The sequence below is a fragment of the Paenarthrobacter sp. 2TAF44 genome (assembly GCF_052114885.1).
Taxonomy (GTDB): domain Bacteria; phylum Actinomycetota; class Actinomycetes; order Actinomycetales; family Micrococcaceae; genus Arthrobacter.
Map to the genome: position 1 here is coordinate 1 of NZ_JBFRFP010000019.1, position 25,757 is coordinate 25,757.

A 25,757-nucleotide genomic window follows, 5' to 3' on the forward strand; every position below is an offset into this window, starting at 1 on the left:
CAAACGCCAAGCCGAGGGACGAACCACAAAGGAGATCCGCCGGTGCGTGAAACGCTACCTCGCCCGGCGGATCTACCGAACCCTCAACGCCCCAAACCCCGGCCCTTGCCACGCTTGACAACCATAGAAGGATCCCCGCGTTGCTTTAGTGGGGTTCGCTGATGTCGGCCACGATTGCTCCGAGTGCAGCCGTGAGTTCATCCGCATCCACGAAGGCACTCCTGCCATGGGCTCCGGCACCCATGGAGATGCGGCGTCCGGTGATGGTGGCATCCGCGTAAACCGGCCAGGGCGTGGTACTTCCCAGGGGAGTGATGGTCCCGCGCTCATAGCCGGTTGCGGCAAGGGCGACGTCGGCGTGCGGCAGCGAGAGCTTGTTCACGCCCACCAACGCCCGCAGCTTAGGCCAGGAGATCTGCCGGTCGCCGGGGATCAGCGCGAAGAGGAAGCTACCGTCGCGATGCTTGACCACGAGCGACTTCACGATGTCCCCGGGACTGATCCCCAGGATGCCTGCCGCCTCCTCGAGGCTTCGGGCAGCAGGGCGCTCGACGACGTCCACGTCCAGTCCGCGCGCGGCGGCGTCGGACAGGAACCGTTCGGCCCCGTTCATTCCCGGCCCAAGCAATGAGTCAGCCATCAGTCGCGGTACAGCAGGAGAGCTTCGCCCTGGCCGCCGCCGCCACAAAGGGACACGGCAGCCTTGCCTGTTCCCCTGCGCTTGAGTTCGTGGGCCGCGTGCAGGGCCAGCCGGGCGCCGGAAGCGCCGATCGGGTGTCCGAGGGCGATTGCGCCGCCGTGGATGTTGCACTTCTCCAGTGGGTAGCTCAGGTCCTTCAATGATTGGACGGCCACAGAGCCAAAGGCCTCATTGATTTCGATGAAGTCCAGGTCCTCGGCAGTCCATCCAGCCCGCTTCAATGCTTGCGAAATGGCGTTGGACGGCTGGGAGTGCAGTGAGTTGTCCGGGCCGGCCACCTGTCCAGGCTTGCCCACGACCGCAAGGTATTCCAGGCCGTTGTCCTTGGCAAAGCGGCGACTTGTCAGCACGAGTGCGGAGGCGCCGTCGGACAGGGGAGAGGAGTTGCCAGCGGTAATGGTGCCGTCCGTAGCGAAGGCGGCCTTCAAAGGGGCAAGGGTTTCCACAGTCGTGTTCGGACGAACGCCCTCGTCCGAGGTGAGGACCACGGGGTCCCCCTTCCGCTGCTTCACGCTCACGGGAGCGATTTCGACGTCGAAGATTCCGTCAGCCATCGCGGCAGCCGCGCGCTGGTGGGAAGCGGCAGCAACCTCGTCCTGCGCGCGGCGGTCAATGCCGAGCGTTACGTTCTTGGTTTCCGTGGACAAGCCCATTGACTGGCCGTCGAACGCATCCGTGAGTCCATCATGTGCGGCAACGTCCAACGCCTGGATTGCGCCGTAGGTCCAGCCCTGCCGGGAGCCGGGGAGCAGGTGTGGGGCGCGTGTCATGGATTCCTGGCCACCGGCCACAACCACAGTGGCGTCCCCGCTGCGGATCATCCGGGCGGCATCAATGACAGCCGTGAGGCCGGAGAGGCAAACCTTGTTGATGGTGACGGCAGGGATGTTCCAGCCCACACCTGCCGCTATGGCACTCTGTCGTGCAGGATTCTGGCCGGCGCCCGCTTGCAGCACCTGTCCCATGATGACGGCGTCCACTTGTTCGGCTTTTACGCCGCTGGCCCCCAGTGCGGCGCTGATGGCATGCGCGCCAAGGTCGACGGCGGTGAATCCGGCCAGCTGCCCATTGAGCCGACCCTGTGGGGTACGGGAAGCAGCAAGGATGACAACGTCATTGTCGTCAGCGGAGTTGTTCATGGTCTCTCTTCCGATCCGTGGTGGTGTAGCCAAGGCTATCGTGCGGCGTGCGTCAGCCTATCCTTTCCAACGCTTGTATCCGTCGGTAGATTCCACAGCAGGAGATTCCACGGCAGGAGATTTCACAACGGGCTTGGTGCCTCCTTCCGGCAGATGCTCCGGACAACGTCCATGGACTACGCATAGGTGCCTGCGGCAACAGTGCTTGCATTCGCGGAGAATCTGGGGTAGACAGGAAGGCTACTTTGCCGTATTGTAGATATTTGCGTCTTCCCTGTTAACCTTCAGCCTTCATATAGCGGTGGGCTTTACCTCTCAGCTGCGACATTGACGTGCCGTTCAATACGTGCACTGTCATGCGCAGGCTGGGTCCGGGTCATATAGCGGAACCGGAATAAGTATGATGCGGAGAACTCTGCATCATGCAAACGGGGGAGATCTGAAAACGCCTGAAGGTCTGTGGAAGGATCCCTCTTGGTCGCCTCGAGCACCTCTAATAACGAAACCGCTAACACGGCAAGCACCGATGGTGCCACTCGCCGCCTCTCATTCGCAAAGATTCACGAACCCCTTGATGTTCCGAATCTTCTCGCCCTGCAGACCGACAGCTTTGACTGGCTCGTCGGAAACGAACGCTGGCAGGCGCGGGTAGCGAAGGCTGTCGAGGAGGGCGACCTCAGCGTCGCCACCACCTCCGGACTTGCCGACATCTTCGAAGAGATCTCCCCCATCGAGGACTTCCAGGGCACTATGTCCCTGAGCTTCTCCGAGCCGGAGTTCGCTGATCCGAAGTACACCATGGCCGAATGCAAAGACCGTGACGCCACGTACTCGGCACCGCTGTATGTCAAGGCCGAGTTCATGAACAACAACACGGGCGAAATCAAGCAGCAGACCGTGTTCATGGGCGACTTCCCCCTCATGACTGAAAAGGGAACGTTCGTCGTCAACGGCACCGAGCGTGTCGTTGTCTCCCAGCTGGTCCGTTCGCCGGGCGCCTACTTCGAGCGCACCGCGGACAAGACCAGTGACAAGGACATCTTCACTGCGAAGATCATCCCGTCCCGCGGTGCATGGTTCGAACTCGAAATCGACAAGCGCGACCAGGTCGGCGTTCGCCTCGACCGCAAGCGCAAGCAGTCGGTCACCGTTCTGCTGAAGGCCCTCGGCTGGACCGAAGGCCAGATCCTGGAAGAGTTCGGCCAGTACGACTCCATGCGTGCAACGCTGGAGAAGGACGCCACTGAAACCCGCGAAGACGCGCTTCTGGACATCTACCGCAAGCTGCGTCCGGGCGAGCCGCCCACTGTCGAGGCTGCCCAGTCCCTGCTGGACAACCTGTACTTCAACGCAAAGCGTTATGACCTCGCCAAGGTTGGCCGTTACAAGATCAACCGCAAGCTCGGCATCGACCGCTCCCTTGGTGACAAGGAAGCTTCGGTCCTGCACGTTGAAGACATCGTCGCCATGATCAAGTTCCTCGTTGCGCTGCACGCCGGCGAGAAGACCCTCATGGGCAAGCGCGATGGCGAAGACCACGAGCTCCGCGTCGAAATCGATGACATCGACCACTTCGGCAACCGTCGCATCCGCGCCGTTGGCGAACTGATCGAGAACCAGGTCCGCACCGGCCTTTCCCGCATGGAGCGTGTTGTTCGCGAACGCATGACCACGCAGGACGTCGAGGCCATCACGCCGCAGACCCTGATCAACATCCGCCCGGTTGTCGCTGCCATCAAGGAGTTCTTCGGAACTTCCCAGCTGTCGCAGTTCATGGACCAGAACAACCCGCTTTCGGGTCTGACCCACAAGCGCCGCCTGTCGGCTCTTGGCCCGGGTGGTCTTTCCCGTGACCGCGCAGGCATGGAAGTCCGAGACGTTCACCCGTCCCACTACGGACGTATGTGCCCCATCGAAACCCCTGAAGGCCCGAACATTGGTCTGATCGGTTCGCTGGCTTCCTACGGACGCATCAACCCGTTCGGCTTCATCGAGACGCCGTACCGCCTGGTTTCCGAAGGTGTCGTATCCGACGAGGTCCAGTACCTCACGGCCGACGACGAAGCAGAGGTCCTGATCGCACAGGCCAACGCTCCCCTGGACGCTGACAAGAAGTTCTCGGAAGAGACCGTCCTTGTCCGTGCCCGTGGTGGTGGAGGCGAGCCTGTTCTGGTTCCCGCCGGAGAAGTCCAGTTCATGGACGTTTCCCCGCGCCAGATGGTGTCCGTGGCAACCGCACTGATCCCGTTCCTCGAGCATGACGATGCCAACCGTGCACTCATGGGTGCCAACATGCAGCGCCAGGCTGTGCCGCTGGTCCGTTCCGAGGCTCCTTTCGTGGGTACCGGCATGGAGCGCGCAGCAGCCGTCGACGCCGGTGACGTTGTCATCGCGAAGAAGGCAGGTGTGGTCACCGAAGTTTCCGCTGAGCTCGTTGTCATGATCAACGACGACGGCACGGAGACCAACTACCGCATCAACAAGTTCGCCCGTTCCAACCAGGGCAACTGCTACAACCACCGCGTCCTGGTCAACGAAGGCCAGCGCCTGGAAGTCGGTGGCATCATCGCCGACGGTCCTGCAACGGACCAGGGTGAACTCGCCCTCGGTAAGAACCTGCTCGTGGCATTCATGTCATGGGAAGGCCACAACTTCGAGGACGCCATCATCCTGTCCCAGCGCATTGTTGCTGAGGACGTTCTTTCCTCCATCCACATCGAGGAGCACGAAATTGATGCCCGCGACACCAAGCTTGGTGCCGAGGAAATCACCCGTGACATCCCCAACGTGTCCGAGGAAGTCCTTGCAGGCCTGGACGAGCGCGGCATCATCCACATTGGTGCCGAGGTTGAAGCCGGAGACATCCTGGTCGGAAAGGTCACACCCAAGGGTGAAACCGAACTGACTCCGGAAGAGCGTCTTCTCCGCGCTATCTTCGGTGAGAAGTCCCGCGAAGTCCGCGACACCTCCCTGAAGGTTCCCCACGGCGAGTCCGGTACAGTCATCGGCGTCCGCGTCTTCGACCGCGACAACGACGACGAACTGCCCCCGGGCGTGAACCAGCTGGTCCGCGTCTACGTTGCAGCCAAGCGCAAGATCACCGACGGCGACAAGCTCGCCGGCCGTCACGGCAACAAGGGTGTTATCTCCAAGATCCTTCCGATCGAGGACATGCCCTTCCTTGCAGACGGTACCCCGGTGGACATCGTCCTGAACCCGCTTGGTGTTCCGGGTCGTATGAACGTTGGCCAGGTCCTTGAAACCCACCTCGGTTGGGTTGCCAAGACCGGTTGGAAGATCGAAGGCGAGCCGGAGTGGGTCAAGAACCTGCCCAACCTGCCCCGTGAAACCGGCCAGACCACCGTTGCCACGCCGGTGTTCGATGGCGCCCGCGAAGAAGAAATCACGGGCCTGCTTGACTCCACCAACGTGACTCGCGACGGCGACCGCCTGATCGATTCCTCCGGCAAGACCCGTCTGTTCGACGGCCGCTCCGGCGAGCCGTTCCCGGACCCGATCTCCGTCGGTTACATGTACATCCTGAAGCTCCACCACCTGGTGGACGACAAGATCCACGCGCGTTCCACCGGCCCGTACTCCATGATCACGCAGCAGCCGCTGGGTGGTAAGGCTCAGTTCGGTGGCCAGCGCTTCGGTGAAATGGAAGTGTGGGCGCTCGAAGCTTATGGCGCCGCTTACACCCTTCAGGAACTGTTGACGATCAAGTCGGATGATATCCACGGTCGTGTGAAGGTCTACGAAGCCATCGTCAAGGGCGAGAACATCCCTGAGCCTGGCGTTCCCGAGTCCTTCAAGGTCTTGATCAAGGAAATGCAGTCGTTGTGCCTGAACGTGGAAGTTCTTTCCACCGACGGAACCACGATCGAAATGCGTGACTCTGATGACGCAGTCTTCACGGCTGCGGAAGAACTGGGCATCGATCTGTCTCGTGCAGAGCCCAGTTCCGTAGAAGAGGTTTAGCAGCCGTTCCGGTGGGCAGCAGTATGTCACTGTCCACCGGAACAGCTCCCTCTTCCCGTAACCAAGACTTCAGAATTTAGAGAACAAGAGAGAACAGGGACCATATGTCCAGCGAATCCTCCTTCGGCCTCATGCAGATCGGCCTCGCCACCGCGGAAGACATCCGTGGCTGGTCTTACGGTGAGGTCAAGAAGCCGGAAACCATCAACTACCGCACCCTCAAGCCTGAGAAGGACGGTCTTTTCTGCGAGAAGATCTTCGGTCCTTCCCGCGACTGGGAATGCTACTGCGGCAAGTACAAGCGCGTCCGCTTCAAGGGCATCATCTGTGAGCGTTGTGGCGTTGAAGTCACCCGCGCCAAGGTACGTCGTGAGCGCATGGGCCACATCGAACTGGCTGCGCCTGTAACCCACATCTGGTACTTCAAGGGCGTTCCCTCGCGCTTGGGCTACCTCTTGGACCTGGCTCCGAAGGACCTTGAGAAGGTCATCTACTTCGCTGCCTACATGATCACCAGCGTTGACACGGAAAACCGCCACGCTGAACTGCCGAACCTCCAGGTCGAGCACGACCTCGAGAAGAAGCAGTTGGTGGACAACCGCGACAGCGACATCGCCACGATCGCCCGCGACCTTGAAGACGAGCTTGCCCGTCTTGAAGGTGAAGGCGCCAAGGCTGCCGACAAGAAGAAGGCCCGCGACTCCGCAGACCGCCAGATGGCGAACGTCCGCAAGCGTGCCGACGCCGATATCGAGCGCCTTGAGCAGGTCTGGGACCGCTTCAAGAACCTCAAGGTCGCTGACCTTGAGGGCGACGAGGGCCTGTACCGCGAACTGCGTGACCGCTACGGCATGTACTTCGAAGGCTCCATGGGTGCCGAGGCGATCAAGAAGCGTCTTGAGACCTTTGACATGCAGGCTGAGGCTGAGTCCCTGCGCGACACCATCCAGAACGGCAAGGGCCAGCGCAAGACGCGTGCCCTGAAGCGCCTGAAGGTTGTCAACGCATTCCTGACCACCAACAACAGCCCGCTCGGCATGGTTCTGGACGCTGTCCCGGTGATCCCGCCGGAACTGCGCCCGATGGTCCAGTTGGACGGTGGCCGCTTCGCGACCTCTGACCTCAACGACCTCTACCGCCGTGTGATCAACCGCAACAACCGACTCAAGCGACTGCTTGACCTCGGTGCTCCGGAGATCATCGTCAACAACGAGAAGCGCATGCTTCAGGAAGCTGTTGACAGCCTCTTCGACAACGGTCGTCGTGGCCGCCCCGTTACGGGTCCGGGCAACCGTCCCCTGAAGTCCCTGAGCGACATGCTCAAGGGCAAGCAGGGTCGTTTCCGCCAGAACCTCCTCGGCAAGCGCGTTGACTACTCCGGCCGTTCGGTCATCGTCGTTGGCCCGCAGCTGAAGCTGCACCAGTGTGGTCTGCCCAAGCAGATGGCCTTGGAGCTCTTCAAGCCGTTCGTGATGAAGCGCCTGGTTGACCTCAACCACGCACAGAACATCAAGTCGGCGAAGCGCATGGTCGAGCGTTACCGTCCGCAGGTTTGGGACGTGCTGGAAGAGATCATCACCGAACACCCGGTGCTGCTCAACCGTGCACCTACCCTTCACCGCCTTGGCATCCAGGCCTTCGAACCGCAGCTTGTGGAAGGCAAGGCAATCCAGCTTCACCCGCTGGTTTGTGGCGCCTTCAATGCTGACTTCGACGGCGACCAGATGGCAGTTCACCTGCCGCTGAGCCCGGAAGCCCAGGCTGAAGCCCGCATCCTGATGCTGTCCTCGAACAACATCCTGAAGCCGTCCGATGGCCGCCCGGTTACCCTGCCTTCGCAGGATATGATCATCGGCCTGTACCACCTGACCACCAAGCGCGTCGGCTCTGCCGGCGAAGGCCGCATCTTCTCCTCGGTTTCGGAAGCCATCATGGCGTACGACGCCCGTGATCTGCACCTGAACTCCCAGGTCAAGATCCGTCTGGACAACTTCGTGCCTTATGCCGGTTGGGAAGCTCCGGAAGGTTGGGAGCCGGGTCAGACGGCCCTCGTCCAGACCTCCCTGGGCCAGGTCATCTTCAACCAGACGCTGCCCGAGGATTACCCGTGGGTTGAGGCTGTTGCCGACAAGGGCGAACTGTCCCGGATCGTCAACGACCTCGCCGAGCGTTACCCGAAGGTTGTCACGGCTGCCACGCTGGACAACCTGAAGGATGCCGGTTTCTACTGGGCAACCCGCTCGGGCGTCACCGTGGCTATCTCCGACATCGAGGTGCCTACCTCCAAGCCCGCCATCCTGGCTGGTTACGAGAACATGGCTGCCAAGATCCAGGGTCAGTACGACAAGGGCCTGATCGACGACGACGAGCGTCGCCAGGAACTGATCGAGATCTGGAACAAGGCCACCAACGAGATCGCCCAGGCGATGCGTGACAGCCTGTCCCCGATGAACACCATCAACCGCATGGTGTCCTCCGGTGCACGTGGTAACTGGATGCAGGTTCGCCAGATCGCGGGTATCCGTGGTCTTGTGGCCAACCCGAAGGGTGAGATCATCCCTCGCCCGATCAAGTCCTCCTACCGCGAGGGCCTGTCGGTCTTGGAATACTTCATCGCCACGCACGGTGCCCGTAAGGGTCTGGCCGATACCGCTCTCCGTACCGCCAACTCGGGTTACCTGACCCGTCGTCTGGTGGACGTTTCGCAGGACGTCATCGTCCGCGAAGAGGACTGCGGTACCGAGCGCGGTCTGCTCACGCCGATCGCCGTGCCGGATTCCAACGGTGAGCTCGTCCTGGACGAGAACGTCGAGAACAGCGCCTACGCACGTACGCTGGCTGTCGACGTCGTCGATGCCCAGGGCAACGTCCTGGCTGCCGGCGGAACCGACTGCGGCGACGTCGTTATCGACCAGTTGCTGGCTGCAGGTATCACCGAAGTCAAGGTCCGCTCCGTACTCACCTGTGAGTCCAAGGTCGGCACCTGTGCACTCTGCTACGGCCGTTCGCTGGCAACGGGCAAGACCGTGGACATCGGCGAGGCCGTGGGCATCATCGCCGCACAGTCCATCGGTGAGCCCGGTACCCAGCTGACCATGCGTACGTTCCACACCGGTGGTGCTGTTTCTGCTGGTGGTGGCGACGACATCACCCAGGGTCTGCCCCGTATCCAGGAGCTCTTCGAAGCCCGTACTCCGAAGGGTGTCGCACCGATTGCTGAAGCAGCCGGCCGCATCACCATCGAAGAGTCCGAGCGCCAGATGCGCCTGGTCATCACTCCGGACGATGGTTCCGAAGAGATTGCCTACCCGGTGCTGCGCCGTTCCCGTCTCCTCATCGAGGATGGCGAGCACGTCAGCGTCGGCCAGAAGCTGATCAACGGTCCGGTGGACCCGAAGCAGGTTCTGCGCATCATGGGTCCCCGTGCCGCACAGAAGTTCCTTGTGGACGAGGTCCAGGGCGTTTACCGCAGCCAGGGTATTGGTATCCACGACAAGCACGTCGAGGTTATCGTCCGCCAGATGCTGCGCCGCGTGACCGTCATCGAATCCGGCGACTCCGACCTGCTCCCTGGTGAGCTTGCAGAGCGCTCCCGCTTCGAAGACGAGAACCGCCGCGTCGTGTCCGAGGGCAAGTCCCCGGCTTCAGGTCGTCCGGAACTCATGGGTATCACCAAGGCGTCCCTGGCAACCGAGTCCTGGCTGTCGGCCGCTTCCTTCCAGGAGACCACCCGCGTCCTGACGCAGGCGGCCATGGAAGGCAAGAGCGATCCTCTGCTCGGCCTCAAGGAGAACGTCATCATCGGTAAGCTCATCCCGGCCGGAACGGGCCTGCCCCGTTACACGGAGGTCACGGTTGAGCCGACCGAGGAAGCAAAGGCAAGCCTGTTCACGGGCCCCAGCGCTTTCACCGATTTCTCCTATGACGCCCTGGGCGGCGACGGTGCTCCCGAGTTCCACGCCATCCCGCTGGATGACTACGATCTCGGCAACGACTTCCGCTGAAACCAGCAGTAGTTAATGGCTGAAGGACGGGCCCCGCACTCTTGAGTGCGGGGCCCGTCCTGTCATTGGAACGCCATACACCCGATTAAGGCCTCAGATCAAGCCGTGCTAGAATTTTGGTAATTGTTCTGTGTGGCAGTGGATGAAGGCCGCCGCAGCATCATTTTGGTTTTGTTCTCATGGTGCTGGGTGGAGCCTGTTTCCGGGTTGCGGGCAACATGCGCAACGAATGCCGCACTTTTGCACGCCTACCGGATGTTTCGGCCGGCCGCATGAGCAACGCCAAAGTTCCCACGTTTACACTGGCTGGCGCCTGTGTGTGGGGGCAGAGATCAAACAACGGAGAACACGAAAGTGCCTACGATTAACCAGCTGGTCCGCAAGGGCCGCACGCCTAAGGTCTCCAAGACCAAGGCTCCCGCGCTGAAGGGCAGCCCGATGCGCCGCGGTGTTTGCACCCGCGTTTACACCACCACCCCCAAGAAGCCGAACTCGGCTCTTCGTAAGGTGGCACGTGTGCGCCTCAACGGTGGCGTTGAAGTTACCGCTTACATCCCCGGCGTTGGCCACAACCTCCAGGAGCACTCCATCGTGCTCGTCCGTGGTGGTCGTGTGAAGGACCTTCCGGGTGTCCGCTACAAGATCGTCCGCGGCGCACTCGACACCCAGGGTGTCAAGAACCGCAAGCAGGCCCGCAGCCGTTACGGCGCAAAGATGGAGAAGAAGTAATATGCCTCGCAAGGGTCCGGCCCCGAAGCGGCCGCTAGTTTCCGATCCCGTTTACGGCTCCCCGTTGGTCACTCAGCTGATCAACAAGGTTCTGGTTGACGGCAAGAAGTCCACCGCAGAGCGCATTGTTTACGGTGCCCTCGAAGGTGCACGTGCCAAGTCCGGCGGCGACCCCGTTGCTGCCCTCAAGAAGGCCATGGACAACGTCAAGCCTTCCCTCGAGGTGCGTTCACGCCGTGTTGGTGGCGCCACCTACCAGGTTCCGGTTGAGGTCAAGCCGGGTCGCTCCACCGCCCTCGCCCTGCGTTGGCTCGTGGGCTACTCCAAGGCCCGCCGCGAGAAGACCATGACCGAGCGCCTCCAGAACGAAATCCTGGATGCCTCGAACGGTCTCGGTGCCGCTGTCAAGCGTCGCGAAGACACCCACAAGATGGCCGAGTCCAACAAGGCCTTCGCACACTACCGCTGGTAAATCCTCCCGGGCGCCGTCGGCTCAACCGAGCCGGCGGCGAACGTGTAGTCCATCCGAAAGGGAGACCCCGTGGCACAGGACGTGCTTACCGACCTTAACAAGGTCCGCAATATCGGCATCATGGCCCACATCGATGCCGGCAAGACCACCACTACCGAGCGCATCCTGTTCTACACGGGTGTGAACCACAAGATCGGCGAGACGCACGACGGCGCCTCGACGACCGACTGGATGGAACAGGAAAAGGAACGCGGCATCACCATCACGTCTGCCGCCGTGACTTGCTTCTGGGACAAGAACCAGATCAACATCATCGACACCCCGGGCCACGTTGACTTCACGGTTGAGGTTGAGCGCTCCCTGCGCGTCCTCGACGGTGCTGTCGCAGTGTTCGACGGCAAGGAAGGCGTGGAGCCGCAGTCCGAGACTGTATGGCGCCAGGCTGACAAGTACAACGTTCCGCGTATCTGCTTCGTCAACAAGATGGACAAGCTGGGCGCTGACTTCTACTTCACCGTAGACACCATCATTTCCCGCCTCGGTGCCAAGCCGCTGGTCATGCAGCTGCCCATCGGCGCTGAGAACGACTTCATCGGTGTTGTTGACCTCCTCGAAATGCGTGCCCTGGTTTGGCCTGGCGACGCAAAGGGTGACGTCACCATGGGCGCTTCCTACGAAGTGCAGGCAATTCCGGCGGACCTCCAGGCCAAGGCTGAAGAGTACCGTGCACAGCTCGTAGAGACTGTGGCCGAAGCCTCCGAAGAGCTCATGGAGAAGTACCTCGAAGGTGAAGAACTCACCCTTGAGGAACTGAAGGCCGGCATCCGCAAGATGACCATCAACTCCGAGCTCTACCCGGTGTTCTGTGGCTCTGCCTTCAAGAACCGCGGCGTACAGCCCATGCTTGACGCTGTTGTCGACTTCCTGCCGAACCCGCTCGACGTCCCGCCGATGATCGGTCACGATCCCCGCGACGAAGAGAAGGAACTCACCCGCAAGCCCTCTGCTGACGAGCCGTTCTCGGCCCTCGCCTTCAAGATTGCGGCGCACCCGTTCTTCGGTCAGCTGACCTTCATCCGCGTGTACTCCGGTCACGTTGAGGCCGGCGCCCAGGTGGTCAACTCCACCAAGGGCAAGAAGGAACGTATCGGCAAGCTGTTCCAGATGCACGCCAACAAGGAAATGCCCGTTGAGGGCGCTACTGCCGGCCACATCTACGCAGCCATCGGTCTGAAGGACACCACCACGGGTGACACCCTGTGTGATGCCAACAACCAGATCGTCCTCGAGTCCATGAGCTTCCCGGAGCCCGTGATCTCGGTTGCCATCGAGCCGAACACCAAGGGTGACCAGGAGAAGCTCTCCACGGCCATCCAGAAGCTCTCCGCTGAGGACCCGACCTTCCAGGTCTCCCTCAACGAAGACACGGGCCAGACCATCATCGCCGGCATGGGCGAGCTCCACCTGGACATCCTGGTGGACCGCATGCGCCGCGAATTCAAGGTTGAGGCAAACGTTGGCAAGCCGCAGGTTGCTTACCGCGAAACCATCAAGCGCGCTGTAGAGCGTCACGACTACACGCACAAGAAGCAGACCGGTGGTTCGGGTCAGTTCGCAAAGATCCAGATCGCGATCGAGCCGATGGACACCTCTTCCGGCGAGCTGTACGAGTTCGAGAACAAGGTCACCGGTGGCCGCGTTCCGCGCGAATACATCCCGTCCGTTGACGCTGGTATCCAGGATGCACTGAACGACGGCGTCCTGGCCGGCTACCCGGTTGTCGGCATCAAGGCCACGCTGATCGACGGCGCGTCCCACGATGTTGACTCCTCGGAAATGGCGTTCAAGATCGCCGGCCGTATGGCTTTCAAGGAAGCTGCACGCAAGGCGAACCCTGTTCTGCTCGAACCGCTGATGGATGTTGAGGTCCGCACACCTGAGGAATACATGGGTGATGTTATTGGTGACCTGAACGCCCGCCGTGGCCAGATGCAGTCCATGGAGGACGCAGCAGGTGTGAAGGTTATCCGTGCACACGTTCCGCTGTCCGGCATGTTCGGTTACATTGGCGACCTCCGTTCCAAGACGCAGGGTCGTGCCGTGTACTCCATGACGTTCAACAGCTACGCGGAGGTCCCGAAGGCTGTAGCCGACGAGATCATCCAGAAAACCCGCGGCGAGTAATCTCCCGGTAACGGATGCAATTCCGGTTCCGGGAAGGCATCTCAGCGTGAGTGGCGGGGCTGCGGCGAAAGTCGCGGCCCGGCCCCCTGCGCGAACAGGCTCTAGGAACTAGTATTGGTTCCTGAATCTGCAATTTCACCAAAACCAAGCCCCCAAGTAGACTTGCTAAAGTTTCTGCCGCGAAAAGCGCGGCCGAGGAGCACTTCACTTGAAATCGTTCTAGGAGGAACCTGTGGCAAAGGCAAAGTTCGAGCGGACTAAGCCGCACGTCAACATCGGCACCATTGGTCACGTTGACCACGGTAAGACGACGCTGACTGCCGCCATTTCCAAGGTGCTGTACGACCAGTACCCGGACATCAACGAGCAGCGCGACTTCGCGTCCATCGACTCTGCTCCGGAAGAGCGCCAGCGCGGTATTACCATCAACATCTCCCACGTGGAGTACCAGACCGAGAAGCGTCACTACGCACACGTTGACGCCCCCGGTCACGCTGACTACATCAAGAACATGATCACCGGTGCTGCCCAGATGGACGGCGCAATCCTCGTGGTTGCCGCAACCGATGGTCCGATGGCCCAGACTCGTGAGCACGTTCTGCTCGCCCGCCAGGTTGGTGTTCCCTACCTGCTGGTCGCACTGAACAAGTCGGACATGGTTGATGACGAAGAACTCCTCGACCTCGTCGAAATGGAAGTTCGTGAGCTCCTGAGCTCGCAGGGCTTCGATGGCGATGAAGCTCCGGTTGTTCGCGTTTCCGGTCTGAAGGCTCTGGAAGGCGACCCGGTTTGGGTCAAGTCCGTCCAGGACCTGATGGCAGCTGTCGACGAGTCCGTTCCGGACCCCGTACGTGACCGCGACAAGCCGTTCCTGATGCCGATCGAAGACGTCTTCACCATCACCGGTCGTGGCACCGTTGTTACGGGCCGCGCCGAGCGTGGAACCCTCGCCATCAACTCCGAGGTCGAGATCGTTGGCATCCGCCCGATCCAGAAGACCACGGTTACCGGTATCGAGATGTTCCACAAGCAGCTCGACGAAGCATGGGCCGGCGAGAACTGTGGCCTCCTGCTCCGCGGTCTCAAGCGCGACGACGTCGAGCGTGGCCAGGTTGTCGTCAAGCCGGGTTCCATCACCCCGCACACCGACTTCGAGGCCAACGTCTACATCCTTTCCAAGGACGAAGGCGGACGTCACAACCCGTTCTACTCGAACTACCGCCCGCAGTTCTACTTCCGTACCACGGACGTAACCGGCGTTATCACCCTGCCGGAAGGCACGGAAATGGTTATGCCTGGCGACAACACTGAGATGACCGTTGAGCTCATCCAGCCGATCGCTATGGAAGAGGGCCTCGGCTTCGCTATCCGCGAAGGCGGCCGCACCGTTGGTTCGGGACGTGTTACCAAGATCATCAAGTAGTTTCTACTTGTAGATCCGCAAACTTCCGGCATTGTCGGTAGCAAGCTAAAGAAGAACCCCATCGCTTATGTGGTGGGGTTCTTCTTTGCTATTATTAATCTATCGATTGGATTAATGCCGTGCAGGTGTTGCGCCCGGCTTCACCGTAGGAGCTTCCATGCTGGGATTCTTGACAACAGGCCTTGTGCTGCTGCTTTTGGTCCTTATTGGTGTCATTGGCTACGCACTGGGCTTAGTGCGGGGCCGACGGGAAGGGACCCGCTCGGCGCCGGCTGCCAGAATCGACGACGCCGCCACTTATCGTGCGGGGTATCTCGCCGGCCATCTGGCTGGGTGGGAGGATGCGCAAGGGCAAAGCCAGGGGCCCACGGTGCGGCAGCAATCGCCGACAGTACAGGTACCGCCGGCAGTACAGGTAGCGGCAACAGCACAGCAGTTGCCGACAGTACAGCAATCGCCTGTGGTACAGCAGCAGATGCCGTTCCAGCCGGCAATCATTCCTCCTGGGTTTCAGCAGACCGTGAGGATCGCTGCGCCAGTCGGGGTGCCGCCGTCGAACAGTCGCGTGCCCGCTCCACAGGGAAATGTGGCTCCTACGCAACAACAGCAACCATTCCAGCCGACGCTTCCCCAGCCTGAGAGCCGGGAAGCGGTGGCGGCTCGGAAGGAGAAACGCGACCGCCAAAACATCAACATCACCCTGTACGTTGCGAGTCTCTTGCTTGTTGCCGCCGGCGCCTTGTTCGTTGGCACCAGCCTTCCCGAGGTTCTACGTTTTGTCGCTATTTGGGCCATCACCATCTTGTTCTATGCTTCAGGACTCATCATTCAGCGAAGGGTGCCGCGGCTTCGCCCGGCAGCCATAGCTTTTACCGGTACGGGGCTGGCCCTCGTCCCGGTTACAGGCCTGGCCATGTATAACTTTGCCCTACATCACGGCCCCATGGCCTGGCTGGTCACTTCGTTGCTGGGAACTGCTGCCTACGTTTACGCCGCGCTGCGCCTCGATAACAAGGTGCTGGCGCTGCTCTCGCTCACCTTCGTGGTCTCCACGGCATGGTCCGGAGTCTCAGTGCTTGGCGGGGCCTTGGTCTGGTACTTTACGGCGCTGATTGGCGTTGCCATTCTCTTCACGCTCGGAGCGCTGGTTCGCCCTCGGTGGCTACCTCCGCTCTATCTCCGTCCTCTGGTGATGCTGCATCCGTTTGTCGTGCCTTTCGTGGGGCTCGCGGTAAGCATGACACCCAACTTCCTGGCCAAGGGGGAGTACCCCATGGTCATGCTGATGTGCGGGCTGTACTTTGCAGTGATGGTGCTTGTGCCGTCAGGCCAGCACCGATTGCTCAATTTCTATGGCGCCCGCGTCGCCCTCACCTTGGCAGTGTTGGGTCTTGTGTGGGATGTCTCCGCGGATTCAAGCCACGTGGTGCTGGCTGGAATCATCTGCCTGGGGGTCCAATCGGTTGGAGTCGCGTTCGGCGGAAAACGCTTGCTTCCACGAACGTGGTGGTACGACGCCGTCTCGTGCCTCGGGCTGCAAACCGTTGCGGCAGTTGTGCTCACGGTCATGCTTGGCGTGGGAACTTTCCAGCTTCCAGAGTTTGTGCCGCTCTTCATCGCGATGCCGACCGCCATGGTGCTGGGTTGGAAGCTGGGCCAGGGGGCAGAGTTCGCACCCGCCGCCGTACTTGTTGTGGCAGCACCGTTCGTTGGGCTGCTGGGTGCGTGGCCCGTGACCGGGCTGCTAGTTGTCGCGGCCCTCTACTGGTTCCTTCTGGGAGCAATCAAGTCCAGGCCACTTCGACATGTCTACGTCCTGGCTGGGCGGGTCGCTCTTACGCTATCGGTAACGGCGTTGGCTGCCGGCGTTTTCACCGATCATCCGTACAGGCCTTCCTACACGTTGTTCGCTTTCGTGGCGGCATGTGCCGTACAGCAGCTGGTCAGTGCCTTGCTTGAGGCAAACGGCGTTCGCGCCGTGGGAGGGCAGGCGTCCACAGCGGGGTTCGGCGGGGCGGCGATGGCAGGACTCCTTGCTTTGCCCATTTTCGATGGTGCACCCGGGCGGCACACCGTGGCAGTTGCTGTGGGTGTGGTGGTGGCCGCAGGTTTGGTCTCCGGCTGGTTGGCGCTCCCGCAGGGCAGGGACAGTAGCAGTACCGGCCCCACAGGTGGCGCTGGCGTCTTGACGTGGCGTCCCACCATAGGGGAGTTCCTGGCTCCGGCCGCCGCTACGGTGGCAGGCATCGTGGCCGGGGTTGCCGTGTCGCGGACACTGGCCAACGTGGTTCTCCTGGCCGCTGTCATCTACTTCTGCGCCACAGCCCTCCGGTTGCGTGCTTCCCTCCATAGGCAAAGCTACTGGTGGTTGGCGCGCGCCGCGGGAACCGTGTTGGCTGCCTCGGCCTACTACGACGCAACGAAGGACGCCGGATTCCAGATTGCCCATGAAGAGGTTGCCGTTGGCCTCATTGTCATTGTCGTTCTTGCCCTGCAGCTGATCCTGCCGCTGCGTGCGGGTTATCTTGCGAAGTCCCTGGGGCCTGCCATTATCGATGCTGGAGTGGTGCTTACCGGGATGGTCCTGTGCAGTATGTTCCTCACCCTGGGCGGGGCGTCGGGGGTTCTCGAGGGTTGGCAGCCAGGTGCGGGTGCCACCATTACGGCTCTGGCGGCCGTGGCCATCAGCACGACCCTTCGAGCCCACAAACTGGGATGGTTGTTCGCTCCTGCGGCAATGGTTCTGCTGTTCGCCCTCCGGCTTGGAAATGTCAGGGATCTGGAACTCCTGCTGGGCATCTTTACGGCATACAGCGGCTTCATGGTTGCTGTGACCGGCCAGCGCCTGGCCCGCGGTGGATACCTGTTGGCTGTGCGCATTCTCTCCGGGGCCTTGGTCACGCTGGTGGTGGCCGACTTCACGGAGTCGGCTGCTGCTACATCTGTCGCTGTCGCGCTGATCCTTATCCTGCAGTTGCCAGTGCAGTTCTTTGTGCAGTCCTTCCTCCAGAGGCGACACAGCGACGACCCCTTCCAGAAGGCAATGGTATGGGCAATTCCAGGCGCACAGCTTCTTCTCCCACTGGTCTACTTGCTCGCAGCAGATTACGACGGCGGTGGCCGTTGGGTGCTTCTCGCGGAGTTGGCATTCGTGCCGGTAGCGGCCGCGATCGCGTGGCGCACCTTTGGCGCCCGGGGAGCGCAGTACTTCGGGATCGCTGGACTCACGGCAGGAGTGATCGCGGCTGGACCCTCCCTGGGCTTCTCATCTGATACGTGGCTGTATCAGCCGTTGCTGGACAAGTACCAAGTGCCTTGGGTGCTGCTGGCGCTGGCAGTGGCTGCCATCGTTGCCAGGGCAGTTTTCCCGCCCCTGAACGCGAGACCCGTAATAACTGGCGGGGGTTCAGCCGCAGCTGTGGTCGAACGGTTGCTGTGGTTGATTTCGGCACTCACCTTCACAGCTGCTGGTGGCTTGTTGGCTATGACGACGTCACTGTCGCTTAGCGGTTTTGCCATCCTGGTTCTGGCCTCAGTGGTGTTCGCCGCCTCGCACTTTGAGGGGATGCCCTCCCTCTATGCCGCTGCCGCGCCCGCCGCGCTGGTTGGTGCCGTGGCCGCCGTCGACGGTTTGCTGGATGGTCGGGAGCTGACTGCCTGGGACTCCTTCCTGCCATGGTTGATAGGCGCAGCGGGAACCGGGGCAGCGATGTATGTGGTCCGCAGGCTGGGCGGCCCCTTCATCGCCTCACAACCTTGGCGGCGGAACGCCCTGGCGGTAACGTCGATCGCGGGGCTTGGAGTAGCTGCGGCCGTCGGCCTGGGGCGGGACCAGACCTCTTTCGTGGGTGCCACACTTATCCTGGTTTCCGGAGTGTTGGTGGTCATCGAGGTCACAGACGGCAAGAGGCTGGCCGGAGAAATCACTGCTGTGGCTACGCTCGCCGGGTTCCAACGCGCGCTTCTGTTTGTGGATGGCAGCTCGCCGGATTGGTTTTGGGCGGCACAATGGTACGTCGTCGCCGGGGCGGTTATGGCAGGGGCGCGCTACTTGGACCGGCAACGTTCTGAGGGACAATTGCGGCTTGCCCTGACAGCAGGGCTGCTGTCCTTGACAGCCGTGGGGACAAGTTTCATGGGCACTTCATCCCAGCAGATATACGTCCTCGTGGCCCATGCAGTGCTCCTGGTGGCCGGGCTTCTCCTGGCTGAGCGCATGTTCGTGTGGTGGGGCGCCGCTGGTGTGGCTGCCAGTGTCATGTGGGCGTTGCGCAGTTACGCGTTCGCCATGCTGGCGATCGTTGCCTTGACCCTGATCGTGCTGGCCATATGGCGGCTGAACCGAAAACCGCCGGCAATCGACGGCAACAACCCGACAGAGGAACGCTCGGCAGCATCCACTCAGGATGGAATCCGCTAACGTTGAGCTCAATGAGAGGAGCACCATGGAATTTCTGATTTTCCTTGCCATCATCGCGGTGATCGGCGGCGGAGTGCTGTGGGGTCGCAAGTACTTCCGGAACGAAATTGACCGCGCCAAGCGCATCAACCGCGCCAACAAGAACAAGTAGGTGCATGGGGAGTTAACCCACCTGGGCTAGGGTTCCCGGTGACGTGCCCGGCCCAGCGCCCGGTACCAGTAAAACGAGTCTTTGGGTGTGCGCTCCAAGGTGTCGAAGTCCACATGCACCAAGCCAAAGCGTTGCGAGTACCCAGCCGCCCACTCGAAGTTATCCAGGAGTGTCCACACGTAGTAACCGCGGAGTTGGACGTCCTCGGCGATGCCGCCGGGCCCCGTAGCAGTCAGCGCGTGGCCAAGATGCTCCGCCAGGTAGCTGATCCGGTTATGGTCCTGTATGGGCCCATCAACGTGCGAAGGCTCCGGAAAACTGGCTCCGCCTTCGGTGATATAGACCGGTGGAAGAGCCTCGCCGTAGCGGTCCTTCATCTCGCGGAGCAGCACTGCCAAATGCTCCGGCGCCACTGGCCAGCCGAATCCGGTTGTTTCATACTCCTGGTAGGCGGCAAGGTGGAACGGCACTTTCGTCATTTCGACGGCCGTGCCTGTGGGGATCTCCGCCGGTCCTCGCCCTGCGGCAACCTTGATCGGGTAGTAGTAATTGAGCCCATAGAAGTCCAGCGGCTGACTGATCAGCTCAAGGTCACCATCCCGGATGGTCCCCAATGACCGGAACCAGGGTTTCATGGGCAAAGGTGGCCTGGGGTACTGACCCAGCAGGACGGCGTCAGCATAAATGCGGTTGAGGAGCAGATCGAAGGACTGGGCCATCAAACGGTCCGAGAGGCTGTTGCTCGCTGGGCGGACGGGCGAGTGCATATTGGAGATGCCAATCTGCCCTTTCACTCCGGCCTCACGCAGGGCCCGCACTGCCAATCCATGGCCCAATAATTGGTGATGGGCGGCCGGAAGTGCATCGAACAACAACTGGCGGCCTGGGGCGTGGACGCCCAAAGCATAGCCTTGGAGCGTGACGGAAACTGGTTCGTTCATGGTGACCCAGTGCTCCACGCGGTCCCCAAAGCGCTCCGCTGCAGCGCTGCAATAAACGGCAAAGCGTTCCGCTGTATCCCGATTCATCCAGCCGCCGGCGTGTTCAAGTTCCAGAGGAGTATCCCAATGGAACAGGGTTGCCATGGGCGAGATACCGGCAGCAAGCAGTTTGTCGATCAGTCGATCGTAGAAGTCCAGCCCGCGCTGGTTGATTCCACCTTTGCCGCCGGGCTGGATCCTGGGCCAGGACAAGGAGAAGCGGTATGAGTCGATGCCCAGTTCCTGCATCAGGGTGATATCTTCGTGAGCACGGTTGTAGTGATCGCACGCAATGGTGGGGGAGTCGCCGTCGACGATTGCCCCCGGCTTCTGCGCGAATGCATCCCAGCCCGAAGGTCCCCGCCCATCAGCGGTTACAGAACCTTCAATCTGGAAGGCGGCGGCCGCCACTCCCAGCGTGAACCCTGGACGTAGGCGCGCGGCCAGATCTTCCACGGAACCCGTATCCTGGGCGGTCATTCCACTATCATCCACAGCGCGTGGCGGCTGTGGCAATGCCCGACCGGGCCCCGATTGGCCTTTGGCCTTTATTTCCGCCATACTGGATGAGTTGTTCAAGCGCTTCTTCGTGTCCCGATCCGGATAATGCCGGGTGTCAGGGTCCAGGCTGAAGCCCAAACATAACCCTGAACCCCATGGAATGCGGTCGAGTTTGCGTGAAAATCGCGACACGCCCGACCGCGGGGGTCGGTGCGCCGGCAAGTTGAGGAACCCGGAATGATCCGGATTCAGCTTGTGCGGCGTGTGGTGGTACAACCTCAAACGCTTCGGCGGCCACGCCAACAGGTAAGTAAACAGAGCAGCCCTAACTAGAGCAGCACTAGCTGAAAGAGAGTCAGGCGACATGGCGGGACAAAAAATCCGCATCCGGCTGAAGTCATATGACCACGAGGTCATTGATGTTTCAGCGCGGAAGATCGTTGAGACGGTCACGCGCGCAGGCGCAACGGTAGTCGGCCCGGTGCCGCTTCCGACGGAGAAGAACGTGTACTGCGTTATCCGCTCTCCGCACAAGTACAAGGACAGCCGTGAGCACTTCGAAATGCGTACTCACAAGCGTCTGATCGACATCATCGACCCCACGCCGAAGGCTGTTGACTCGCTTATGCGTCTCGACCTGCCTGCAGACGTGAACATCGAAATCAAGCTCTAGGGAGGTGCTGAGAGACTATGACCGCAACCCGTAACGTAAAGGGCCTGCTGGGCACGAAGCTCGGCATGACCCAGGTCTGGGACGAGAACAACAAGCTCATCCCGGTAACTGTCGTCCAGGCTGACTCCAACGTCATCACCCAGCTGCGTAACGCAGAGGTAGATGGCTATGTCGCCGTCCAGATCGGCTACGGCCAGATCGACCCCCGCAAGGTCACCAAGCCGCTGGCTGGTCACTTTGAAAAGGCAGGCGTAACTCCTCGCCGCCACGTTGTCGAACTGCGTACCGCAGACGCCGCATCCTACGAGCTGGGCCAGGAGCTCTCTGTTGAGATCTTCGAAGCCGGCCAGAAGATCGACGTCGTCGGCACCTCCAAGGGCAAGGGCTTCGCCGGTGTTATGAAGCGTCACGGCTTCCACGGCGTTGGCGCTTCCCACGGTGCCCACAAGAACCACCGTAAGCCTGGCTCCATCGGTGGCGCATCCACCCCGAGCCGCGTCTTCAAGGGCCTGAAAATGGCCGGCCGCATGGGCGCCGAGCGTCACACGACGCTGAACCTCACGGTTCACGCTGTTGACGTTGAGAAGTCGCTGCTCCTTATCAAGGGTGCCGTCCCCGGTGCCCGCGGCCAGGTCGTACTCGTACGCACCGCCGTGAAGGGAGCCTAGTTAGATGACTAGCACTGTCAAGGTAGACCTGCCTGCAGAGATCTTCGACGTCCAGACCAACGTGCCGCTGCTGCACCAGGTCGTCGTCGCACAGCTCGCTGCTGCCCGCCAGGGTACCCACAAGACGAAGACCCGCGCCGAGGTTTCCGGTGCAGGTCGCAAGCCGTTCAAGCAGAAGGGCACCGGCCGCGCCCGTCAGGGTTCCATCCGTGCTCCTCACATGACCGGCGGTGGCGTTGTCCACGGTCCGACCCCTCGTGACTACAGCCAGCGCACCCCCAAGAAGATGAAGGCTGCTGCTCTCCGCGGCGCCCTGTCTGACCGCGCCCGCAACGGTCGCATCCACGTCATCGCTGAACTGGTAGCCGGCACCAAGCCGTCCGCCAAGGAAGCACTGGCTTCGCTGCGTGCAGTCTCCGAGCGCAAGAACCTGCTCGTTGTTATCGAGCGCGCCAACGACGTCGCTGCACTCTCCGTGCGCAACCTCGCAGATGTTCACGTTCTGTACGCAGATCAGCTGAACACCTACGACGTTCTCGTTTCCGACGACGTGGTCTTCACCAAGGCTGCTTTCGAGGCGTTCGTCGCTGACAAGGCTAAGAACGAGGAGGCCTCCAAGTGAGCGTAACCACCATCAAGGACCCGCGCGACGTCGTGCTTGCACCCGTCGTATCGGAAAAGAGCTACGGTCTGATCGACGAAGGCAAGTACACCTTCCTGGTGGACCCTCGCTCGAACAAGACCGAGATCAAATTGGCCGTTGAGAAGATCTTCTCGGTCAAAGTTGACTCGATCAACACCATCAACCGTGCCGGTAAGCGCAAGCGCACCAAATTCGGCTGGGGACAGCGCAAGAGCACCAAGCGTGCAATTGTCACCCTCAAAGAAGGCACAATCGACATCTTCGGCGGTCCGCTCGCGTAGCGGAGACCACTTTAACGAGGAAATAAATTATGGGAATCCGTAAATACAAGCCGACTACCCCGGGCCGTCGTGGCTCGAGCGTAGCCGACTTCGCTGAAATCACGCGATCGACTCCGGAAAAGTCGTTGCTGCGTCCGCTGCACAAGACTGGCGGCCGTAACAACTCCGGTAAGATCACCACCCGTCACAAGGGTGGTGGGCACAAGCGCCAGTACCGTCTGATCGACTTCCGTCGTCACGACAAGGACGGCATCAACGCCCGCGTTGCCGAAATCGAGTACGACCCGAACCGCACGGCTCGCATCGCACTCCTGCACTACGTTGATGGCACCAAGCGTTACATCATCGCTCCTAACAAGCTGTCCCAGGGTGACTTCGTCGAGGCTGGTCCCGACGCTGACATCAAGCCGGGCAACAACCTGCCGCTGCGCAACATCCCGGTTGGTACCGTTATCCACGCAGTTGAACTGCGTCCGGGTGGCGGCGCCAAGATGGCACGTTCCGCTGGTGCTTCGGTACAGCTCGTTGCCAAGGAAGGCCGCTTCGCCCAGCTGCGTCTGCCCTCCGGCGAAATCCGCAACGTTGACGTGCGCTGCCGCGCAACCGTCGGCGAGGTCGGCAACGCCGAGCAGTCGAACATCAACTGGGGCAAGGCCGGCCGTATGCGCTGGAAGGGCGTTCGCCCGACCGTCCGTGGTGTAGCCATGAACCCGGTTGACCACCCGCACGGTGGTGGTGAAGGTAAGACTTCCGGTGGACGTCACCCGGTTAACCCGAACGGCAAGCCCGAGGGCCGTACCCGCCGTCCGAACAAAGAGAGCGACAAGCTTATTGTTCGTCGCCGCCGTACTGGCAAGAACAAGCGATAGGAGCCTGGACACATGCCACGCAGCCTGAAAAAAGGTCCTTTCGTTGACCAGCACCTCTTTGTGAAGGTCGCACGGGAAAACGATAAGGGCACCAAGAACGTCATCAAGACCTGGTCCCGCCGTTCGATGATCATCCCCGACATGCTCGGGCACACGATCGCCGTACACGACGGACGCAAGCACATTCCGGTGTTTGTCACTGAGTCGATGGTCGGGCACAAGCTCGGCGAATTCGCTCCCACGCGGACATTCCGCGGCCATGTTAAGGACGACCGTAAGGGCAAGCGCCGCTAGGCGCCTGACTTTACGTCTTAGACGAGAGAAGGAAAGCAATGGAAGCCAAGGCTATTGCGCGTCACATCCGCGTAACGCCTATGAAGGCCCGGCGCGTCGTCAACCTTGTTCGTGGTAAGCAAGCGAATGAGGCTCTGGCAATTCTGAAGTTTGCCCCCCAGGCAGCTTCGGAGCCGGTATTCAAGGTACTTCAGTCGGCAATGGCCAACGCACGTGTCCTCGCGGACCGTGACGGCGTTGCATTCGACGACAGCGACCTGTTCGTCAGCGAAGCATTCGTTGATGAAGGCCCGACCATGAAGCGGTTCCAGCCGCGTGCCCAAGGCCGCGCCTACCGCATTAGGAAGCGGACCAGCCACATCACCGTGGTCGTCGCAACCCCGGAGAAAGAGGAGGCTCGCTAAGTGGGACAGAAAGTAAACCCGCACGGGTTCCGACTCGGCATCACCACCGACCACGTTTCGCACTGGTTTGCTGACAGCAACAAGGCCGGACAGCGCTACAAGGACTTCGTCCGCGAGGACATCAAGATCCGTCAGCTCATGTCCACTGGCATGGAGCGCGCCGGCATCGCCAAGGTTGAGATCGAGCGCACCCGTGACCGTGTCCGCGTGGATATCCACACGGCACGCCCGGGTATCGTTATCGGTCGCCGTGGCGCCGAAGCAGACCGCATCCGCGGCGAGCTCGAAAAGCTCACTGGCAAGCAGGTTCAGCTGAACATCCTCGAGGTCAAGAACCCCGAGATGGAAGCACAGCTTGTTGCCCAGGGCATCGCTGAGCAGCTGACTTCCCGCGTGGCTTTCCGCCGTGCGATGAAGAAGGCCATGCAGTCCGCACAGCGTGCGGGTGCCAAGGGTATCCGTGTTGCTTGCTCGGGTCGTCTGGGTGGCGCAGAAATGTCCCGCTCGGAGTTCTACCGCGAAGGTCGTGTGCCCCTGCACACCCTCCGCGCGAACATCGACTACGGCTTCTACGAAGCCAAGACCACCTTCGGCCGCATCGGCGTGAAGGTTTGGATCTACAAGGGTGACGTAACCGCCAAGGAACTGGCTCAGCAGGCGGCTGCTGCTCCGTCCCGTGGCCGCGCAGGAGACCGTCCGGGCCGCCCGGGTGGCGACCGCCGTCGTCGTAACGACCGCCCGGCCGCTGACGCAGCACCGGTTGCTGCAGAGGCTCCGGCCGCTGAAGCTGCTGCTCCGGCAGCAGAAGGAGGAGAGGCTTAAATGCTTATCCCACGTCGAGTCAAGCACCGTAAGCAGCATCACCCGGGTCGTTCCGGCGCTGCAACGGGTGGCACCAAGGTCAGCTTCGGTGAGTACGGTATCCAGGCCCTGAGCCCGGCATACGTGACGAACCGTCAGATCGAGTCCGCCCGTATCGCGATGACCCGCCACATCAAGCGTGGCGGTAAGGTCTGGATCAACATATACCCGGACCGTCCGCTGACGAAGAAGCCTGCTGAAACCCGTATGGGTTCCGGTAAGGGTTCTCCGGAATGGTGGGTCGCAAACGTCAAGCCGGGCCGGGTTCTCTTCGAACTCTCCGGTGTCAATGAAGAGGTAGCTCGCGAGGCCCTGCGCCTGGCAATCCACAAGCTCCCGTTGAAGGCACGCATTGTGCGTCGCGAAGGTGGTGAATAGAA

General features: G+C 61.2%; 20 protein-coding genes and 1 pseudogene. 18 read left to right on the forward strand and 3 right to left on the reverse strand.

Annotation, left to right across the window (positions count from 1 at the left end; translation table 11 throughout):
• Nucleotides 1-118 (forward strand): annotated as a pseudogene (locus tag AB4Z15_RS17660) (IS110 family transposase); the annotation flags it as partial.
• Between the two features lie 27 nt (nt 119-145).
• On the opposite strand, the gene AB4Z15_RS17665 reads toward AB4Z15_RS17660, so the two are convergent.
• Nucleotides 146-640: an aminoacyl-tRNA deacylase gene (locus AB4Z15_RS17665; RefSeq protein WP_442018328.1), complete on the reverse strand. Its 495-nt coding sequence runs from the start codon at nt 638-640 to the stop codon at nt 146-148.
• Nucleotides 640-1,839 (reverse strand): acetyl-CoA C-acetyltransferase, encoded by a 1,200-nt coding sequence (locus AB4Z15_RS17670; protein WP_442018329.1) that lies wholly within the window; start codon nt 1,837-1,839, stop codon nt 640-642. The genes AB4Z15_RS17665 and AB4Z15_RS17670 overlap by 1 nt, the downstream gene beginning before the upstream one ends.
• Nucleotides 1,840-2,313: 474 nt before the next feature.
• On the opposite strand from AB4Z15_RS17670, the gene rpoB reads away from it, so the two are divergent.
• From rpoB to AB4Z15_RS17710, 8 genes are all read left to right on the forward strand, one after another.
• On the forward strand, nt 2,314-5,820 hold the full coding sequence (gene rpoB / locus AB4Z15_RS17675) for a DNA-directed RNA polymerase subunit beta (protein WP_400278053.1): 3,507 nt from the start codon (nt 2,314-2,316) through the stop codon (nt 5,818-5,820).
• A gap of 104 nt (nt 5,821-5,924) precedes the next feature.
• On the forward strand, nt 5,925-9,824 hold the full coding sequence (locus AB4Z15_RS17680) for a DNA-directed RNA polymerase subunit beta' (protein ID WP_431115949.1): 3,900 nt from the start codon (nt 5,925-5,927) through the stop codon (nt 9,822-9,824).
• A 354-nt stretch (nt 9,825-10,178) separates the two neighbouring features.
• Nucleotides 10,179-10,553: a 30S ribosomal protein S12 gene (rpsL, locus tag AB4Z15_RS17685; protein ID WP_009358312.1), complete on the forward strand. Its 375-nt coding sequence runs from the start codon at nt 10,179-10,181 to the stop codon at nt 10,551-10,553.
• Nucleotide 10,554: 1 nt separating this feature from the next.
• Nucleotides 10,555-11,025, forward strand: a complete 471-nt coding sequence (rpsG, locus tag AB4Z15_RS17690) for a 30S ribosomal protein S7 (protein WP_003803829.1) — start codon at nt 10,555-10,557, stop codon at nt 11,023-11,025.
• Between the two features lie 69 nt (nt 11,026-11,094).
• Nucleotides 11,095-13,209: an elongation factor G gene (gene fusA, locus AB4Z15_RS17695; RefSeq protein WP_431115948.1), complete on the forward strand. Its 2,115-nt coding sequence runs from the start codon at nt 11,095-11,097 to the stop codon at nt 13,207-13,209.
• Between the two features lie 232 nt (nt 13,210-13,441).
• Complete coding sequence (gene tuf, locus AB4Z15_RS17700; protein WP_223933983.1) at nt 13,442-14,632, forward strand: elongation factor Tu; 1,191 nt, start codon at nt 13,442-13,444, stop codon at nt 14,630-14,632.
• 157 nt (nt 14,633-14,789) lie between these two features.
• Entirely contained in the window at nt 14,790-19,052 is a 4,263-nt protein-coding gene (locus AB4Z15_RS17705) for a hypothetical protein (protein WP_442018330.1), read from the forward strand.
• A 25-nt stretch (nt 19,053-19,077) separates the two neighbouring features.
• Nucleotides 19,078-19,203: a hypothetical protein gene (locus AB4Z15_RS17710; protein ID WP_442018331.1), complete on the forward strand. Its 126-nt coding sequence runs from the start codon at nt 19,078-19,080 to the stop codon at nt 19,201-19,203.
• Nucleotides 19,204-19,229: 26 nt separating this feature from the next.
• Here the strand turns inward: AB4Z15_RS17710 and AB4Z15_RS17715 are convergent, their stop codons facing one another.
• A complete protein-coding gene (locus AB4Z15_RS17715) occupies nt 19,230-20,663 on the reverse strand; it encodes a GH1 family beta-glucosidase (protein WP_442018332.1) in 1,434 nt (477 codons plus the stop codon).
• Between the two features lie 385 nt (nt 20,664-21,048).
• Here AB4Z15_RS17715 and rpsJ point away from each other — a divergent pair, with 385 nt between their 5' ends.
• The 9 genes from rpsJ to rplP are packed head-to-tail and all read left to right on the forward strand — an operon-like array spanning nt 21,049 to nt 25,755.
• A complete protein-coding gene (gene rpsJ, locus AB4Z15_RS17720) occupies nt 21,049-21,357 on the forward strand; it encodes a 30S ribosomal protein S10 (RefSeq protein ID WP_003803825.1) in 309 nt (102 codons plus the stop codon).
• A 17-nt stretch (nt 21,358-21,374) separates the two neighbouring features.
• Entirely contained in the window at nt 21,375-22,025 is a 651-nt protein-coding gene (gene rplC / locus AB4Z15_RS17725; RefSeq protein WP_026539807.1) for a 50S ribosomal protein L3, read from the forward strand.
• Between the two features lie 4 nt (nt 22,026-22,029).
• A complete protein-coding gene (gene rplD, locus AB4Z15_RS17730; protein WP_216925087.1) occupies nt 22,030-22,647 on the forward strand; it encodes a 50S ribosomal protein L4 in 618 nt (205 codons plus the stop codon).
• Nucleotides 22,644-22,949, forward strand: coding sequence for a 50S ribosomal protein L23 (gene rplW / locus AB4Z15_RS17735; protein WP_011775593.1), 306 nt, complete (start codon nt 22,644-22,646; stop codon nt 22,947-22,949). The genes rplD and rplW overlap by 4 nt, the downstream gene beginning before the upstream one ends.
• Before the next feature lie 29 nt (nt 22,950-22,978).
• Entirely contained in the window at nt 22,979-23,818 is an 840-nt protein-coding gene (gene rplB / locus AB4Z15_RS17740) for a 50S ribosomal protein L2 (RefSeq protein WP_011775592.1), read from the forward strand.
• A 12-nt stretch (nt 23,819-23,830) separates the two neighbouring features.
• A complete protein-coding gene (gene rpsS, locus AB4Z15_RS17745; protein ID WP_011775591.1) occupies nt 23,831-24,112 on the forward strand; it encodes a 30S ribosomal protein S19 in 282 nt (93 codons plus the stop codon).
• A 38-nt stretch (nt 24,113-24,150) separates the two neighbouring features.
• Nucleotides 24,151-24,516 carry a 50S ribosomal protein L22 gene (gene rplV / locus AB4Z15_RS17750; RefSeq protein WP_431115942.1) on the forward strand — a complete coding sequence of 122 codons (366 nt, stop codon included), beginning with the start codon at nt 24,151-24,153 and terminating at the stop codon, nt 24,514-24,516.
• Nucleotides 24,517-25,338: a 30S ribosomal protein S3 gene (gene rpsC / locus AB4Z15_RS17755; RefSeq protein WP_216925088.1), complete on the forward strand. Its 822-nt coding sequence runs from the start codon at nt 24,517-24,519 to the stop codon at nt 25,336-25,338. It begins immediately after the preceding gene.
• The gene (rplP, locus tag AB4Z15_RS17760) at nt 25,339-25,755 is read left to right on the forward strand and encodes a 50S ribosomal protein L16 (RefSeq protein WP_003803795.1); all 417 of its coding nucleotides are present in this window, start codon (nt 25,339-25,341) and stop codon (nt 25,753-25,755) included.
• The last annotated feature ends 2 nt before the right edge of the window (nt 25,756-25,757 follow it).